Here is a 17,268-nt window from a genome sequence, read left to right on the forward strand (position 1 = left end):
AATCGGTGAACAGGCCGATCACCAAGGAACCGTGACCCAACCGTGACCTCGCGGCATCTCACGCCTCGGCGAGACACCTCCCGTTCACCTCGGTGCAGCAGCGTGCGTGCGTGCCTGACCCTGCGCCCGACGTCGATCCGACAGCCGGCCTCCGTCGCGGCACCTTCGCGCCGACACCTCGCACCCTGGTCGACGTCTTCCGCGCAACCGTCGAGCAGGCGCCCGACGAACCGGCCCTCGACGCCGGCAACGGGACCCTCACGTACGCCGAGCTGGCCGAGGCGGCCGAGGGACTCGCCGCCGAGCTCAACTCACTCGGCGTGGGGCGGGGCGACAAGGTCGGCGTACGGGTCAGCTCGGGCACGACCGACCTCTACGTCGCCATCGTCGGGATCCTGCTCGCCGGGGCGGCGTACGTGCCGGTCGATGCCGACGACCCCGACGAACGCGCCCGGCTGGTCTTCGATGAGGCAGAGGTCGCCGCGATCGTCGGCACCGGGCTGGCCATCGCCACCCGCCGGCCCGGCCCCGCGCGCGAGGCCGAGGACCCGGACCTGGACGACGACGCCTGGGTGATCTTCACCTCCGGCTCCACCGGTACGCCGAAGGGCGTCGCCGTCACGCACCGCAACGCCGCCGCCTTCGTCGACGCCGAGTCGCGGATGTTCCTCCAGGGCGAGCCGCTGGGCGTGGGCGACCGTGTGATGGCGGGCCTGTCGGTGGCCTTCGACGCCAGCTGCGAGGAGATGTGGCTGGCCTGGCGATACGGCGGCTGTCTCGTGCCGGCGCCGCGAGCGCTGGTGCGCAGCGGCGTCGACGTCGGGCCCTGGCTGGTCGCCAACGCGATCACCGTGGTCTCCACCGTGCCCACGCTCGTCGCGCTGTGGCCCCCGGAGTCGCTGGTCAAGGTGCGGCTGCTGATCATGGGTGGCGAGGCGTGCCCGCCGGAGCTCGCCGCTCGCCTGGTCGCCGCGGACCGCGAAGTGTGGAACACCTACGGCCCGACCGAGGCCACCGTCGTGGCCTGCGGCGCCCTGCTCACCGGTGGCTCGCCTGTCCCGATCGGGCTCCCGCTGGACGGCTGGGACCTCGCGGTCGTCGACGCCGACGGCCGCCACGTCGCGCCCGGAGAGACTGGCGAGCTGATCATCGGGGGCGTCGGCCTGGCGCGCTACCTGGACCCGGCCAAGGACGCCGAGAAGTACGCCCCGCTCGCCAGCCTGGGCTGGGACCGCGCCTACCGCTCGGGAGACCTGGTGGTCTTCGAGCCCGACGGCCTCCTCTTCGGCGGGCGGGCCGACGACCAGGTGAAGCTCGGAGGCCGGCGCATCGAGCTCGGCGAGATCGACAGCGCACTGCTCGCGCTGCCGGGCGTCAGCAGCGCGGCCGCGGCGGTCCGTCGTACGGCGTCGGGCAACCAGCTGCTCGTGGGCTACCTGACCGTCGGCGACGCCTTCGACCAGGCCCGGTCACTGGAGCTGTTGCGCCGTGACCTGCCGGCCGCGCTGGTCCCTCGGCTGGCGGTGCTCGACACGCTGCCGACCCGTACGTCGGGCAAGGTCGACCGCGACGCCCTCCCGTGGCCGCTGAAGCCGACTGCGGCCCCGACGGACAGCGGGCTCACGGACACCGAGATGTGGGTGGCCGAGCTGTGGCTCGACATCCTGGGCGCGACGGTGGAGAAGCCCGGTGACGACTTCTTCGACCTGGGTGGTGGCAGCCTCACGGCGGCACAGCTCGTCTCGCGGCTCCGGACGCGCTTCCCCGACGTCGCGGTCGGGGACGTCTACGAGTGGCCGACCGTCGGCACCTTGGCGACCCATCTCGACGGCATGGCGGCGAGCGGCCCGGCCAGTGACCGGAGCGTCCCGGCGGTGCCGCTGAAGACCCAGACCGCGCAGGTGGCCGCGACCCTCGGTGCCCGGGCGCTCGCCGGCCCGCGGTGGCTGACCTGGAGCGCGCTCGGCTGCCAGGCCCTCGCCTGGGCGGGGCTGGACTGGCTCCCGACCCTGCACCCGGTCGCCCTCGTCGCGGCGGTGCTCCTCTTCCTGTCGCCACCCGGCCGGATGCTGCTCGCGGCCGCCGGCGCGCGCCTGCTGCTGCGTGGCGTGGGTCCGGGCAGCTATCCGCGCGGAGGCCGCATCCACCTCAGGCTCTGGCTCGCCGGCCGGGTCGTCGACGAGCTCGGGGCCACGACGCTCGCCGGCGCGCCGTACATGACCTGGTACGCGCGGATGCTCGGCGCCGAGATCGGTCGCAACGTCGACCTGCACAGCATCCCCCCGGTGACCGGGATGCTCAGCCTCGGCAAGGGCTGCTCGGTCGAGCCGGAGGTGGACCTCAGCGGGTCCTGGATCGACGGCGACGTGGTCCACGTCGGCCGAGTGCGGGTCGGCCCGAGAGCCCGGGTCGGCGCCCGGTCGATGCTGCTCCCGGGTGCGGACGTCGGCGCCGGCGCGGAGGTCGCTCCAGGTTCGGCCGTCTTCGGCGGCGTCCCTGACGGCGAGTTCTGGTCCGGGTCCCCGGCGGCCCGGGTCGCCACCGACGCCCGAGGTCCGTGGTCGACCCGACCGGACGTACGCCGCTCCTGGGTCCTGGCGTACGCCGCGGCCGCCGCAGGGCTCTCGCTCCTGCCCGTGCTCGCTGTCGTCGCCGGCGCCCTGCTGCCGCTGCTCGCCGCCGGACCCGACGGGTACGCCGATGCACTGCGCCTGCTGGTCTGGGTGCCGGTGTCGACTCTCGTCGGGTTGGCGGTGCTGACCGCGATGGTCTGGGTCGTGGTCCGGCTGGCCGGGCTCGCGATCCGCCCGGGAGTGCATCCCGTCCAGAGCGGTCCGGCGCTGGCCGTGTGGGTGACCATGCGGGTGCTCGACGAGGCGCGGACCTGGCTGTTCCCGCTCTACTCCTCCCAGGCCACGTCGCGGTGGCTGCGGGCGTTGGGTGCCCGGATCGGGCGCGACGTCGAGGCGTCGACCGTGCTGATGATCCCGTCGCTGACCCAGGTCAACGACCAGGCCTTCCTGGCCGACGACACGCTGATCGGCGGCTACGAGCTCGGCGGTGGCTGGCTGCGGGTCGAGCGCGTCAAGATCGGCAAGCGGGCGTTCGTCGGCAACTCCGGGATGGCGGCGCCCGGGCGCAAGGTGCCGAAGTCGTCCCTGGTGGCGGTGCTCTCGGCGGCACCGAGACGGAGCTCGGCACGGTCGGGGGAGTCCTGGCTGGGCTCGCCGCCGGCTCCGTTGCGCCGGGTCACCCAGACCGCCGACAGCGGACGGACCTACGACCCACCGGCTGCCCTCAAGGCCGCTCGCGGCGCGATCGAGCTGTGTCGCCTGGTCCCCGTCATGCTCGGGGTCGCCCTGACGACAGCGGTCGCGATCACCCTCGTCGCCGCCTGGGACCGTGGCGGCGTCGTACCTCCCGTGCTGGTTGCCGCACCGGTCCTGGCGCTGGCCGGTGCCGTCGCCGCCCTCGTCACCGTGGTGGCCAAATGGCTGCTGATCGGCAAGGTGCGGCCCGGGCAGCACCCGCTGTGGAGCTCCTTCGTGTGGCGCAACGAGCTTGCCGACACCTTCGTGGAGACGCTGGCGGCGCCCTGGTTCGCCCGTGCGGTGACGGGCACTCCGCTGCTCAACGTTTGGTTCCGGGCGCTCGGCGCCAAGGTCGGACGCGGCGTGTGGTGCGAGACCTACTGGCTGCCCGAGACCGACCTCGTCGACCTCGGCGACGGGGCCACCGTCAACCAGGGCAGCGTCGTCCAGACGCACCTCTTCCACGACCGCATGCTCAGCCTGGACCAGGTCATCCTCAGGCGCGGTGCCACCCTGGGACCGAACAGCGTCATCCTGCCCGCGGCCGTCCTCGGTCGTCACGCTACGGTCGGTCCGGTGTCACTGGTGATGAGGGGCGAGTCCGTGCCGGACAAGACGATGTGGATCGGGAACCCGATCGGGCCCTGGGTGACCGAGCAGTGAAGCTGTCCGGCCTCCACTCTGACCTCCCGACCGCTGACCCCTACCTGCCGGGGCACGGCGACCCCTCGTGGAGCGCGACGCGCTACGACATCCGGCTGGACTACGCCGTCGAAGGCAACCGGCTCCGCGGCCAGGTCATGATCGAGGCCGTCAGCAACACCGACCTCGACCGGGTGACGCTGGACCTCGCGCACCTCGAGGTCGAGAAGGTCACCGTGAACGGCGCGGCGCTGGGCAAGTACACGACGCGTGGCCACCGGTTGGTGCTCAACCTCCGCGAGCCGCTTGCCGCGGGCGATGCGTTCACGATCGCGGTGCGCTACCAGGGGAAGCCGCGACCGCTGGTCGAGAAGCACCACGGCGACGCCGGCTGGGAGGAGCTCACCGACGGCGTCATCGTCGCGGGCCAGCCGCACGGGGCGCCGACCTGGTTCCCCTGCAACGACCGGCCGGACGACAAGGCGCCGTACGCCATCACGGTGACCGCGCACCCCGACTACACGGTCGTCGCCAACGGGACCCTGATCGGCCGGCGCCGGCGGGGGAGCACCGTCACCTGGGCCTACGAGCAGGACCAGCCGATGGCGACCTACCTCGCGACCGTGCAGATCGGCCGCTACGAGCTGCGCGAGCTGGAGTCGGACGTCCCGATGCAGGCCGCCGTTCCCGCCGACGCCGGCCCGGGGTTCGAGGACGCGTTCGGCCGCCAGGGCGAGATGATGGCCGTCTTCAGCGAGCTGTTCGGCCCCTACCCCTTCTCGGCGTACGCCGTCGTCGTGACCGCGGACGACCTGGAGATCCCCCTCGAGTCGCAGGGCCTGTCCACCTTCGGCCGCAACTTCCTGACCGACGACTGGGATGCCGTGCGCCTGGTCGCGCACGAGCTGGCGCACCAGTGGTTCGGCAACAGCGTGACGCTGAGCGAGTGGCGCGACATCTGGCTGCACGAAGGCTTCGCCTGCTACGCGGAGTGGCTCTGGTCGGAGCGATCGGGCGGCGACTCGGCCGACGTGCACGCCCGCACCCACCACCAGCGCCTCGCGGACCTCGACCAGGACCTGCTGCTGAGCGACCCAGGTCCTGAGCTGATGTTCGACGACCGGGTCTACAAGCGCGGAGCACTGACCCTGCACGCGCTGCGGCTGAGCCTGGGCGACGACGCGTTCTTCGACCTCCTGCGTGCCTGGGTCAGCGAGCACTCCGGTGGGTCTGTGACGACGGCGGACTTCGTCGACCTGGTCAGCGACCGGGCGGAGGCAGATCTGTCCGACCTGCTGGCCGAGTGGCTCGACGAGACGCCGCTGCCGGACCTGCCAGCCGCCAGCTGACCGCCTCGCCGGCCACCGTCCCGACGTAGCCGTCCGGGAGCTCGATCTCCCTGCTCGGGAGGTCGGGCAGGTCCCGCGGATCTCGGCGCAGCCCCTCGCCGGTCGCCTTCAGGAGCGCCTCGATCCGGGTCCAGGCCCGGACGTCGCCGTACTCAGTCACGGCGGGGCCGTGGACCTCGATGTCGATGCCGACGGGACCACCCGGCGACCATGCGACGGCGACCAAGTCCGCGGCGTACGCGATGCTCACGGTCGCCGCACTGCCGAGCACGACCGGACGGCCGTGGCGGCCGCTGCCGCACCAGCGGCACAGTCGGACGACCCCGGAGCCACCGGTCTGCTCGAGGAGGACCTGCTCGGCCAGTCGCCGGAGCGAGCTGCGCGATGCGGGGGTCACGGTTGGTTCCTACCAGAGAGCGTCCTTGCGCTCCGGCACTAGGTTGGTGCGGAGGCACGTCGACCTGGGAGGTTCGGATCATGTCCGACAACGTGGAGCAGCTGCAGCAGCGAGTCGCCAAGCAGAAGGAGAGGCTCGAAGACGCGGCCGGCGCCGTCGAGCAGACGCAGGAGCGCTTGGACGCTTCGGCCGCGGCGTACGAGCAGGCCGACGTCGATCGCTTGCGTCTCAAGACGTCGCTCAAGCTGGCCAAGCGTCGCGCTCGCCGCCTGAAGAAGGAGGCGAAGCGCGCCAAGCAGCTGGTGCATGCCACCAAGGACGATCGCGACGACGCGGCCCGTGAGCTCGACGAGCAGGTCGCTGTCCGTGACAAGCGTGCGGCGAAGCTGGCGAAGGCCGAAGCCGCGCTGGCAGCCGTGCCCGTGGTCGAGGTGAGCACGGCGACCCCGTCCGAGCCGGCGCCGGCGAAGAAGACGGTGCCGGTCAGCAAGGCGCCGGCGAAGAAGGCGCCGGTCAGGAAGGCGCCGGCGAAGAAGGCGCCGGTCAGCAAGGCGCCGGTCAGCAAGGCGCCGGTCAGCAAGGCGCCCGCTAAGAAGGCGCCGGTCAAGAAGGCGCCTGCGAAGAAGACAGTCGCGAAGAAGACGCCGATCGCCCGGACGCGCTAGCTCATCGCTGAGCCTTCGCTGCCGTGGTTTCGAGGCTAGCGGCCGTCACACCTCGACCACCGGGTCGCTGCCTCAGCGGATGTTGCTGTGGCCCTGCTCCATGGAGAGCCGGGCCTTCACGCTCAGCAGGGTCTCGATGATCAGGTCCTCGCGGCCGCCGTCCAGCCGGCTCATGGGGACGGCGACGCTGATGCCGTCGATCGCCGGCCGGGCGAAGGGCAGCGCGACCCCGAAGCAGCGCACGCCGATGCAGGACTCGTCGCTCTCGGCCGCGTAGCCGAGCGTCTCTGCCTTGTCGATGATCGCCAGGACGGCGTCGCGGTCGGTGGTCGTGCTCGCCGTGATGGGCGCGATGTCGTCGGGGACCAGTGCCTCGCGGACCGCCTTGGGATGCTCGGAGAGGACGGCCCGGCCCAGGGCGGTGGAGTACGCCGGGAGCTGTCGGCCGACCGGCGAGTGCATGCGCAGGGGGTGCACGGACTCACGCTTCGCGGTGTAGATCACGTGCGCACCGGTGAGCCGGCCGAGGTTCACGGTCTCCTCGGTCGCGGCGGCGATCTCGTCCATCACAGCAGCGGCCCGGGACAGGACCGGGTCGCCGGCGAGGTACGCCGAGCTGACCACCAGCGAGTGGATGCCGAGCTGGTAGACGCTGCCCGTCGGGTCGGTCTGGAGCCAGCCGCGATCCGTCATCGTCCTCAGCAGGGCGTGCAGGCTGCTCTTCGGGATGCTGAGCCGGTTGGACAGCTGCAGCTGGGTGCCCGGTCCGTTGGCGGCGATCTCGTCGAGCAGGTCCAGGGCGCGGGCGGCCGACTTGACCGGCCCCGCGGCCCCGGTCCCGTTGGCCGTCTTCTCCAGCTGCATCCGTACGCCTCCCCGTTCGGCGATGACTCGGGCGAGCACATCGTGCCAACACTCTATCTCCTGTCCACATACATGGACAGGTTTCGACCCCTTGACCCGTGACGCCCGTCACGTGTACGTTCTCGATTCACATAGACGAACGCAGTTCACAAATCGACGCAGCGCAAAACGAGGAGTCCGAGTGATCCAGGTCCGGTATTCGACATCGCCGACGAGCGTGGAGACAGCGCACGCTTCGGACCTGAGCGAGAACTTCCTCGTGGAGGACCTGTTCGAGACCGGTGAGGTGCACGCCGTCTACACCCACGACGACCGCCTGGTCGTCGGCGGCGCGGTCCCCGGCAGCGGGCAGCTCGACCTGCCGGCCTGGACCGAGGTCCTGGGGGTCGACTCGCACCTGCAGCGCCGCGAGCTCGGCATCATCAACGTGGGCGAGTCGGGCCACGTCCTGGTCGACGGCGAGAAGTTCGAGCTCGACCACCTCGACGGTCTGTTCGTCGGCCGTGGATGCGAGGTCGTCTTCGCCGGCGCGGACGCCGCCTTCTACTTCGTCTCGGCCGTCGCCCACGTGTCGCACCCGACCGTCGCCCTCAGCCACGCCGACGTCGAGCCGGTCGCGCTCGGCACCACGGAGGGCGCCAGCGTGCGCAACCTCTACAAGTACGCGTGGGGCAACGACCTGGCGACGGCCGGTCTGCAGTTCGGCATCACCGTCATCTCCAACGGTTCGGTGTGGAACACGATGCCGCCGCACCTGCACGACCGTCGTACCGAGGTCTACCTGTACGTCGACCTGGCCGAGGACGACCGCGTCTTCCACTTCCTCGGCAAGCCCGGCGCCACTCGGCACCTGGTCGTGGCCAACCGACAGGCGGTCATCTCGCCGCCGTGGTCCATCCACGCCGGCGCCGGCACCGGCTCCTACGCCTTCATCTGGGCGATGTCCGGCGAGAACAACGAGTACACCGACCTCTCTCTCCTCTCCCTGGAGGAACTGTGAGCACCGACCAGACCAGCGGGCGTCGCTCGCCGTTCGATCTCTCCGGCAAGCTCGCCGTCGTCACCGGTGCCGGCCGAGGCCTCGGCCAGGGCGTCGCCCTCGGTCTCGCCGAGGCGGGTGCCGACCTGCTGCTCGTCGGGCGTCCCGACCGCCAGACCGAGACCGAGAAGCTCATCCGTGAGCTCGGCCGCGACGTCGAGGTGATCGACCTCGACATGGGCGACCACGTGGCCGTCGCCGCCACGGCCGCGCAGATCTCAGCGAGCCACGAGGTCGACATCCTGGTGAACAATGCCGGCATCATCGACCGTCACGACACGGTCGATGTCACCGACGAGTCGTGGAACAAGGTGCTCGACATCAACCTGTCGGGCCTGTTCTTCCTCACCCAGCACCTCGGCCGGCCGATGGTCGAGCGTGGGCGCGGCAAGATCGTCAGCATCGCCAGCCTCCTCGCCTTCCAGGGCGGGATCCGGGTGATCTCCTACACCGCGAGCAAGCACGGAGTCGCGGGCATCACGAAGGCCCTGGCCAACGAGTGGGGGGCGTACGGCGTGCAGGTCAACGCCATCGCGCCCGGCTACATGGCCACCGACAACACCACCGCGCTGCGGGAGGACGCCGACCGTTCGCGGGCGATCCTCGACCGGATCCCCGCTGGTCGCTGGGGATCCCCGCAGGACGTTGCCGGAGCGGCGGTCTTCCTGAGCTCTGCCGCGGCCGACTACGTCAACGGACACGTCCTCGTCGTCGATGGGGGCTGGATGGCCCGTTGACCCCGATACCCGTCACGACTCCACCGTCACCCGCCGCTCGGGGCGCACGACCAACCCCTTAATTTCCAACCGCCGGAGCATCCGGCACCTAGAAACGAGGATCGACGATGACCCGCATCCCCCGTCCCGCAATCGCCTTGATCGGCCTCAGCCTGGCGGCTGTCGCGTTCACCGGCTGCAGCGACGAGTCCAGCGCGGACGACAAGGGCGGCAGCGCAGCCGCCGGCTCCTGCGACCCGGCCGACGTCAAGCTCGTCGGGCAGGTCCGCAACGAGTCCAACCCGTACGAGGCGGCCTGGCTCGACGGCGGCGACGCGTTCGCCGAGGGAGTCGACCTGAAGCAGCAGCGACTCACGTACGACGGCGACTCGACCAAGCAGCAGGAGCAGATCAGTCAGCTCCTCGCGGGCGACACCGACTGCCTGGTCATGAACATCCTGCCCAACGGCGACTCCGACACCCCGCCGATCGTGGAGCAGGCCCAGGAGGCGGGCGCCTTCCTGGTGACCCAGTGGAACAAGCCGGCCGACCTCAACGTCACCGACTACGACCAGTGGCTCAGCCACATCACCTACGACGGCGTGACGTCGGGCAAGCAGATCGGCGACGCGCTCGCCGAGGCCATCGGTGGTTCGGGTGGCATCATCGCCCTCCAGGGCATCCTGGACACCGGTGCGGCCAAGGACCGGTTCGCCGGCCTCGAGGAGTCCCTGGCGGCCAACCCGGACGTCAAGCTGCTCGACCAGCAGACCGCCAACTTCTCCCGTGCGGAGGCGCTCGAGGTGACCAAGACCCTGCTGACCAAGCACGGTGACGAGGTCAAGGGCATCTGGGCCGCCAACGACGACATGGCGCTCGGTGCGCTCGAGGCGCTCAAGGCGGCCGGCAAGGAGGGTGAGGTCGCGGTGGTCGGCATCGACGCCGTGCCCGACGCTCTCACGGCCATCGCCGACGGCAGCATGACCGCCACCGTCTCCAGCGACGGCCCGTGGCAGGGCGGCATCGGCCTGGCCATCGGCTACTGCGTCGCCACCGGCGAGCTGTCGGTCGACGACATCGCCGACGACGACCGCGCCTGGTTCGCCGAGCAGTTCCTGATCGAGAAGGACAACGTGGCCGACTTCGCCACGCCGAAGACCGACCCCGCCGACTTCGAGTGCGACAACGTCTTCAGCCGTTCGCAGGGTCCGATCTCGTGACCCTGACATCCCCCGCCGAGGACGTCGACGTCGCCGCGGCGCGCCCCCAGCCTCGGCGGGGGGTGTCCCTGCGGGACGCCGGTCCCCCCCTAGCTCTCGTCGTCGTCTTCCTGGTCTTCGCAGGTCTCAGCTCCGACTTCAGGACGTTCGGCAACGTGCAGAACATCATGGACACGGCAGCGGTGCTCGCCGTCGTCACCTGCGGCATCACGTTCGTGCTGATGATGGGCTCGATCGACCTGTCCGCGCCCGGCGTCATGGGTGCCTCCGCGATCGCGGTGGCACTGCTCGTCGCCAACAACCGCAACGACAACGACCTGGGCCTGATCGGCGTCCTGATCGCGATCCTCCTCGCGGCAGGGTTGGGCTGCCTCAGCGGCTTCGCCCTGGTGATGCTCAAGGTCCCGTCGTTCATGACCACGCTCGGTGTCTCGGCCGTCGGCCTCGGCATCGCGACGCTCATGTTCGCCGGCGTCCAGCCCAACATCTCCGACGAGACGCTGGCGAGCCTGGCGATCGACCGGTTGCTCGGCTTCTCCTACCTGACCTGGGTCGCCGTGGCCTGCGTCCTCGTGGGCTACCTGATCCAGCGCTACTCCCGCCTCGGGCGCTACGCGTTCGCGATCGGCGGTGCCGAGGAGGTGCTGTCGCTCTCGGGCGTCAAGGTGGCGCCGTACAAGGTCGCCGTCTTCACCCTGGCCGGCGCGTTCTACGGGCTCGCCGGTGTCATGGTGACCAGTCAGCTCAGTGCAGGTCTCGTCCAGGCCGGCAAGGGCTACGACTTCGCCGCCATCACCGCCGCCGTCGTGGGCGGGACCCTGCTGACCGGCGGCCGCGGCGGGGTCCTGCACTCCGCCGTCGGAGTCCTGCTGGTCACGGTGCTGACCAACGGCCTCGTCCAGATCGGGGTCAGCCCGTACTGGCAGGGCGGCGTCCAGGGCCTCATCGTCGTCGCCGCGGTGGCCGCCGCGGTGGCTCCCCAGCGTCGAAGGAACCAGGTGACCAAGTGAGTGTCGATCAGGAGGCGGCGGTCGAAGTGACGGCACCCGCACCGGTGCACGCGCTCGAGGTGCGTGGCCTCGTCAAGCACTACCCGGGCGTCAAGGCGCTCGACGGTGTCGACCTCGTCGTGCGCCAGAACGAGGTGCTCGGCCTTGCCGGCGAGAACGGTGCCGGCAAGTCCACCCTCCTCAAGGCCCTGGTGGGTCTGGTCCGGCCGGACGCCGGCGAGATCTGGGTGCGTGGCGAGAAGGTCCGCCTCAAGAGTGTCGTCGATGCCGCCAACCACGGCATCGGCATGGTCTTCCAGGAGCAGTCCCTGGTCCCCAACCTCACCGCCGCCGAGAACATCGTGCTCGGCTCGGAGGGTCGCGGGGTACGACGCGGCATCTACCGCTGGGACACGATGCGCAAGCTGGCGCAGGAGCAGCTCGACAAGATCGGCTCCGACATCAACCCGCTCGCCCGCACCGAGACCCTGAGCTTCGCCGACCGGCAGATGGTCGAGATCGCCAAGGTGCTGCGCATCGAGCAGCGCAGCCAGCACCCGCCGGTGATCATCCTCGACGAGCCGACCTCGGTGCTGGAGTCGAAGGAGATCGAGACGCTCTTCACCCAGGTGCGCCGGCTGCGTGAGTTCGCCTCGGTCGTCTTCGTCTCGCACCGTCTCGACGAGGTGCTCGACGTCTGCGACCGCGTCAGCGTGCTGCGCGGCGGACAGTCCGTCGGAGAGGTGCCGACCGCGGGCGCCGTACCGGCCACGCTGCACCAGATGATGATCGGCTCGGCCGGCTCCGACGACCACTACCACGGCAACGTCGCCGAGCCCTCCGACCAGCCGCGCGAGATGCTCAGCATCCGCAAGCTCTCGGCCAAGACGTTCCGCGACGTCGACCTGGAGGTCCGGGCGGGCGAGATCGTCGGCATCGTCGGAGTCCACGGCTCCGGCCGCGAGGACGTCTGCCGCGCGCTCTTCGGAGCGGAGCCGACCTCGGGTGGCGAGGTGTACCTCGACGGCAAGAAGCTCGACCTCTCGGGCACCCGCGCCGCTTGCGCCGCCGGCATCGGCTACGTCCCGGCCGAGCGCAAGATCGAGGGCATGGTCGGCCCGATGTCGGTGGCCGACAACATGACCCTGGCCAAGCAGGAGTCCCGTTGCGTCGGGCCGTTGGTGTCGCCGCCGAAGCAGGCCGGCGTCGTCGACCGCTGGATCGAGCGGCTCTCCATCCGTACGCCGCACCGCGGCACCGCGATCCAGCGACTGTCGGGCGGCAACCAGCAGAAGGTCGTGCTCGCCCGCTGGCTGGTCGCCGACGACATCCGCCTGCTGCTGCTCGACCACCCGACCCGGGGACTCGACATCGGCGCGCGCTCGGAGGTCTACCGGCTGATGCGCGAGCTCGCCAACAGCGGCGTCGCGACGGTGCTCCTCGCCGACAGCCTCGAGGAGGCGATCGGGATGTCCGACCGCATCGTCGTCATGAGCGACGGGCGGGTGACCTCCGAGGTGCCCTGTGTGGCGGGCGCCAAGCCGACGCCGCTCGACCTGGTCAAGGAGATGGTATGAACGCCCCGACTGCTCCCGCCATGGCGAAGCCCGCCTCCGATGCGGCCGTCGTCAAGGGCGGTCCGACGATCGGCCAGCGGCTCACGTCGATGATGCCGCTCATCGCGCTCGCCGCGCTCCTTGCTGCGTTGTCGATAGCGGACCCGGACTTCCTCACCCAGCGCAGCCTCACCGCGGTGGTCCGGACGTCCGCGCCGCTCGTCGTGCTCGCGGCCGGCGCCACGCTCGTGGTGCTGTGCGGCGGCATCGACCTGTCGATCGCCGCACTGGCGTCGCTCTCGACGGTGCTCTTCGCGATGTGGCTGCCCGACCTGGGCGGCATGACCACGCTGGCCGTCATCGCGGCCGCCGGCACCATCGGCGCCATTCAGGGCATCGCCCACGTGATGCTGCGCATCCCGTCGTTCATCGTGACCCTCGGCGGCATGAGCATCTTCTCGGCGGTCGCCCTGGTCATCTCCGACGCCGGCCCGATCCGGGTCGTCGACCGCGACGCCACCAAGTGGCTGACGCAGTACGTCGGCGGGTACGTGCCGATGGCGTTCGCCGTCGCCCTGATCGTGGTCGCCTCGATCTCGATCGTCCTCAAGGTCACGCCGCTGCAGAGCTACCTCACCGCGACCGGCTACTCCGAGTCGGCCGCCCGCCTGGCCGGTACCCCCGTCGACCGGGTCAAGGTCGGGGCCTTCACGGTCTCCAGCGCCTGCGCCGGTCTCGCCGCGGTGATGCTGGTGTCGCGCAACTACAGCGGCAGCCCGACGATGGCCGACAACCTGCTCCTGCCGGCCGTCGCGGCGATCGTCGTCGGCGGCACCGCCATCACCGGCGGCCACGGCAGCGTCTGGCGCTCGCTCGTCGGCGCGCTCGTCATCACGCTCCTGCGGGTGGGGCTGCCGATCGTCGGCGTCCCGTCCGCCTACGAGCAGATCCTGTACGGCGCGATCATCGTCGTCGCCGTCGCGCTCACGCTGGACCGATCGAAGGTGTTGATCATCAAGTAGCCCGCTCGTCGTACCCGCCCCCGAACTCACCAACGCCAAGCCCCGTCTCCTGGAAGGTGCCCATGTCGCACGACCGCCCCAACCTCCTCCCCGCCGTCCGCTCGTTCCTGTCTTCGCCCAAGCAGCTCCTGATCGACGGCGAGTGGGTGGACGCGAAGGACGGCAAGACCTTCGCCACGATCGACCCCGCCACCGAGGAGGTGCTCGTCCAGGTCGCCCAGGCCTCGACGGTGGACATCGACCGTGCGGTCGTCGCCGCCCGCAACGCGTTCGAGTCGCCCTCGCCGTGGTCGCGGATGACCCCGCGCGACCGCTCCCACCTGCTGTGGCGCATCGGTGACCTCATCGACGCCAGCGCCGAGGAGTTCGCCCAGCTCGAGTCGCTGGACAACGGCAAGAGCCTCGCGTCCGCGCGCGGAGACGTCGGCGTCGCCGCCGAGCTCTTCCGCTACTTCGCCGGCTGGGCCACCAAGATGGAGGGCACCTCCATCCCGATGTCGGTGCCCGGCCGCGAGTTCCACGCCTACACCCGCCGCGAGGCCATCGGCGTCGTCGCGGGCATCGTGCCGTGGAACTTCCCGCTCACCATGGCGGCCTTCAAGATCGTCCCGGCCATCACCGCCGGCAACACCGTGGTCCTGAAGCCGGCCGAGCAGACCCCGCTCACCGCGCTCCGCCTCGGCCAGCTGCTGCTCGAGGCCGGCGTGCCGGCGGGCGTCGTCAACGTCGTGCCCGGGTACGGCGACGCCGGAGCCGCGCTCGTCGACCACGCGGGCGTCGACAAGGTCGCCTTCACCGGCAGCACCGAGGTCGGCAAGAAGATCGCGGCCGGGGCCTCCAAGAACCTGAAGAAGGTCTCTCTGGAGCTCGGCGGCAAGGCGCCCAACATCATCTTCGCGGACGCCGACCTGGACGCCGCGATCGCCGGTGCCGCCCTCGCCGGCTACTTCAACGAGGGCCAGTGCTGCGTCAACGGCTCGCGCCTCTACGTCCAGCGCTCCGTCTTCGACCAGGTGATCGATGGTGTGGCCGCGGCCGCTAGCGCGATCACCGTCGGCAACGGCTTCGACGACGCGACCACCATGGGGCCGCTCGTGTCGCAGGAGCAGCACGAGAAGGTCATGGGCTACGTCCGCGGCGCGATCTCGGACGGCGCCACGATCAACGCCGGCAGTGCCGACCGGGCCCTCGCCAAGGGCTACTTCTTCTCGCCGACCCTCATCACGGGCGTGACCGAGCAGATGGCGATCCAGACCGACGAGATCTTCGGCCCGGTCGTGACCGCGATCCCGTTCGACACCGAGGACGAGGTCGTCGCGGCCGCCAACAACACCGTCTACGGCCTGGCCGCGGGCGTGTGGTCCAAGGACCTCGGCACCGCTCACCGGGTCGGCTCGAAGCTGCGCGCGGGCACGGTCTGGCTCAACACCTGGCACGCCGACGACGTCACCCTCCCGCGGGGCGGCTTCAAGCAGTCGGGCTGGGGCCGGGAGCTCGGGTCGTTCGGTCTGGACGACTACACCGAGCTCAAGACCGTCATCGCAGAGCTCCGGTGATGGCGACCGACGTACTCGGTGCCCACCGGATCGTCCCGGTCGTCGTCCTCGACGACGTGACCCGCGCCGATGACCTCGGCGCGGCCCTCGTCGCGGGCGGGCTGCCGGTCGCCGAGGTCACCTTCCGCACCCCGGACGCGGCAGCGGTCCTCGGTCGACTCGCCGAGCGCGCCGACCTGGTGGTGGGGGCCGGCACGGTCCTGACCGCCGAGCAGGTCGACCGCGCCCACGGCGCGGGCGCCCGGTTCGTGGTCTCGCCCGGGCTGAGCGCCGACGTCGTACGCCGGTGCCGTGAGCTCGGGCTCCCGGTGATCCCGGGCGTCTGCACCGCGACCGAGATCATGCAGGCGCTGAGCCTGGGTCTCGACACCGTGAAGTTCTTCCCGGCCGAGGCGTACGGCGGACTGGGGACGATCAAGGCGCTGTTCGCCGCCTTCCCGCAGGTGCGGTTCATGCCCACCGGCGGCATCACCGCGGCGAGCGCTCCCGTGTACCTCGCCCACCCCGCGGTCGTCGCGGTCGGCGGCAGCTGGATGGTCGCCCCCGACCTGCTCGCCGCTGGGCAGTGGGACGAGGTCGCCGCCCGGTGCGCCGCCGCCGTCCGATCCACCACCCCAGACCTGCAAGGAGCCTCCGCATGATCGAGACCCGTCCCGCCGCCGAGTGCGAGTTCGACATCGTCGCGCTCGGCGAGGTGATGCTCCGGCTCGACCCGGGGGAGGGCCGCGTGCGGACCGCCCGCCGGTTCGAGGCCTGGGAGGGTGGCGGGGAGTACAACGTCGCCCGCGGCATGCGCAAGGTCTTCGGCCTGAGGGCCGGCGTCGTCACCGCCCTGGCCGACAACGAGATCGGCCGGCTCGTCGAGAACCTCGTCCTGCAGGGCGGCGTGGACACCTCGTTGATCCACTGGGAGAAGTACGACGGCATCGGCCGCACCGTCCGCAATGGGCTCAACTTCACCGAGCGGGGCTTCGGAGTCCGCGGTGCCGTCGGCGTCTCGGACCGCGCGAACACGGCGATCAGCCAGCTCGCGCCGGGCACGGTGGACTGGGACGACCTGTTCGGCCGACGTGGCGTGCGCTGGCTGCACACCGGCGGGATCTACGCCGCCCTGTCGGAGAGCTCCGCCGCCGTCGCCGAGGAGGCGATGGCCGCCGCCCAGCGGCACGGCACGGTCGTCTCCTTCGACCTCAACTACCGGCCCAGCCTGTGGGCGGGCATCGGTGGCACCGAGTTCGCCAAGGACGTCAACACTCGGCTGGCGAGCCATGTCGACGTGATGATCGGCAACGAGGAGGACTTCACGGCCGCGCTCGGCTTCGAGGTCGCTCACGTCGACGAGCAGCTCAGCACGCTGCCGATGGACAGCTTCGAGGCCATGGTCGGCACGGTCGCGGAGAAGATGCCGTGGTTCAAGGTGATCGCCACGACGCTGCGCACCGTGCACACCGCCAGTGACAACGACTGGCAGGCGATCGCCTGGTCGCCGGAGAGCGGTGTCCTGTCCTCGGCCGCCCGCGACCACCTCGCGATCTACGACCGGGTCGGCGGCGGCGACGGCTTCGCCTCCGGCCTGGTCTACGGGCTCCTGCAGGGCCAGGAGCTCCAGCAGTGCCTGGAGCTCGGCGGGGCCCACGGCGCCCTGGCGATGACGACGCCAGGCGACACGTCGATGGCTTCCCGGGAGGAGGTCCTCGCGCTCGCGTCGGGCGGTAGTGCCCGCGTCCGTCGCTGAACCCGTCGCTGGGGGGTCGCTCGACCCGACCCCTCAGCGACACCCGACCCGGCGACGTACGCCGGCACCTCACACGACGTCTCGGGCCCCAGGCGTGTCTCGCGAGAGACCCGTCTGGGGCCCGCGTCGTCTGACTTCCGTGCCCTCGGAGGTCTCTCTTTTGAGCTCTACATGGTTCATGTACATGAACAAATGTAGATAAATGTT

13 protein-coding genes and 1 pseudogene are annotated in these 17,268 nt (G+C 70.8%); 11 read left to right on the forward strand and 3 right to left on the reverse strand.

The features are described from left to right. The first annotated feature begins 110 nt into the window (after window positions 1-110). Both ABEA33_RS17050 and ABEA33_RS17055 read left to right on the forward strand, forming a co-directional pair. Complete coding sequence (locus ABEA33_RS17050; protein WP_345528082.1) at window positions 111-3,974, forward strand: Pls/PosA family non-ribosomal peptide synthetase; 3,864 nt, start codon at window positions 111-113, stop codon at window positions 3,972-3,974. Beyond that, window positions 3,971-5,302 (forward strand): M1 family metallopeptidase, encoded by a 1,332-nt coding sequence (locus ABEA33_RS17055; RefSeq protein WP_345528083.1) that lies wholly within the window; start codon window positions 3,971-3,973, stop codon window positions 5,300-5,302. Before ABEA33_RS17050 ends, ABEA33_RS17055 begins: the two co-directional genes overlap by 4 nt. Here the strand turns inward: ABEA33_RS17055 and ABEA33_RS17060 are convergent. The 3 genes and pseudogenes from ABEA33_RS17060 to ABEA33_RS17070 form a co-directional block, all read right to left on the reverse strand. After that, window positions 5,214-5,699: a 4'-phosphopantetheinyl transferase family protein gene (locus ABEA33_RS17060; protein WP_345528084.1), complete on the reverse strand. Its 486-nt coding sequence runs from the start codon at window positions 5,697-5,699 to the stop codon at window positions 5,214-5,216. The genes ABEA33_RS17055 and ABEA33_RS17060 overlap by 89 nt on opposite strands. Window positions 5,700-6,219: 520 nt before the next feature. Further along, window positions 6,220-6,306: pseudogene (locus ABEA33_RS27515) on the reverse strand (pentapeptide repeat-containing protein); the annotation flags it as partial. 130 nt (window positions 6,307-6,436) lie between these two features. Next, the gene (locus ABEA33_RS17070; protein ID WP_345528086.1) at window positions 6,437-7,228 is read right to left on the reverse strand and encodes an IclR family transcriptional regulator; all 792 of its coding nucleotides are present in this window, start codon (window positions 7,226-7,228) and stop codon (window positions 6,437-6,439) included. Window positions 7,229-7,409: 181 nt separating this feature from the next. On the opposite strand from ABEA33_RS17070, the gene kduI reads away from it, so the two are divergent. The 9 genes from kduI (at window position 7,410) to ABEA33_RS17115 (ending at window position 17,061) form a co-directional block, all read left to right on the forward strand. Beyond that, on the forward strand, window positions 7,410-8,228 hold the full coding sequence (gene kduI / locus ABEA33_RS17075; protein WP_345528087.1) for a 5-dehydro-4-deoxy-D-glucuronate isomerase: 819 nt from the start codon (window positions 7,410-7,412) through the stop codon (window positions 8,226-8,228). Beyond that, entirely contained in the window at window positions 8,225-9,004 is a 780-nt protein-coding gene (gene kduD, locus ABEA33_RS17080; RefSeq protein WP_345528088.1) for a 2-dehydro-3-deoxy-D-gluconate 5-dehydrogenase KduD, read from the forward strand. Before kduI ends, kduD begins: the two co-directional genes overlap by 4 nt. A gap of 107 nt (window positions 9,005-9,111) precedes the next feature. Then, complete coding sequence (locus tag ABEA33_RS17085) at window positions 9,112-10,203, forward strand: sugar ABC transporter substrate-binding protein (protein ID WP_345528090.1); 1,092 nt, start codon at window positions 9,112-9,114, stop codon at window positions 10,201-10,203. Next, a complete protein-coding gene (locus ABEA33_RS17090) occupies window positions 10,200-11,213 on the forward strand; it encodes an ABC transporter permease (protein WP_345528091.1) in 1,014 nt (337 codons plus the stop codon). Before ABEA33_RS17085 ends, ABEA33_RS17090 begins: the two co-directional genes overlap by 4 nt. Further along, the gene (locus tag ABEA33_RS17095; protein ID WP_345528092.1) at window positions 11,210-12,769 is read left to right on the forward strand and encodes a sugar ABC transporter ATP-binding protein; all 1,560 of its coding nucleotides are present in this window, start codon (window positions 11,210-11,212) and stop codon (window positions 12,767-12,769) included. Before ABEA33_RS17090 ends, ABEA33_RS17095 begins: the two co-directional genes overlap by 4 nt. Then, window positions 12,766-13,770, forward strand: a complete 1,005-nt coding sequence (locus tag ABEA33_RS17100) for an ABC transporter permease (protein WP_345528093.1) — start codon at window positions 12,766-12,768, stop codon at window positions 13,768-13,770. Before ABEA33_RS17095 ends, ABEA33_RS17100 begins: the two co-directional genes overlap by 4 nt. Window positions 13,771-13,832: 62 nt before the next feature. Beyond that, window positions 13,833-15,326 carry an aldehyde dehydrogenase family protein gene (locus ABEA33_RS17105; RefSeq protein ID WP_345528094.1) on the forward strand — a complete coding sequence of 498 codons (1,494 nt, stop codon included), beginning with the start codon at window positions 13,833-13,835 and terminating at the stop codon, window positions 15,324-15,326. After that, a complete protein-coding gene (eda, locus tag ABEA33_RS17110) occupies window positions 15,326-15,967 on the forward strand; it encodes a bifunctional 4-hydroxy-2-oxoglutarate aldolase/2-dehydro-3-deoxy-phosphogluconate aldolase (protein WP_345528095.1) in 642 nt (213 codons plus the stop codon). The genes ABEA33_RS17105 and eda overlap by 1 nt, the downstream gene beginning before the upstream one ends. Beyond that, window positions 15,964-17,061, forward strand: a complete 1,098-nt coding sequence (locus ABEA33_RS17115) for a sugar kinase (RefSeq protein WP_345528096.1) — start codon at window positions 15,964-15,966, stop codon at window positions 17,059-17,061. The genes eda and ABEA33_RS17115 overlap by 4 nt, the downstream gene beginning before the upstream one ends. The last annotated feature ends 207 nt before the right edge of the window (window positions 17,062-17,268 follow it).

The organism is Nocardioides endophyticus, from assembly GCF_039543845.1.
Classification (GTDB): Bacteria; Actinomycetota; Actinomycetes; order Propionibacteriales; family Nocardioidaceae; genus Nocardioides; species Nocardioides endophyticus.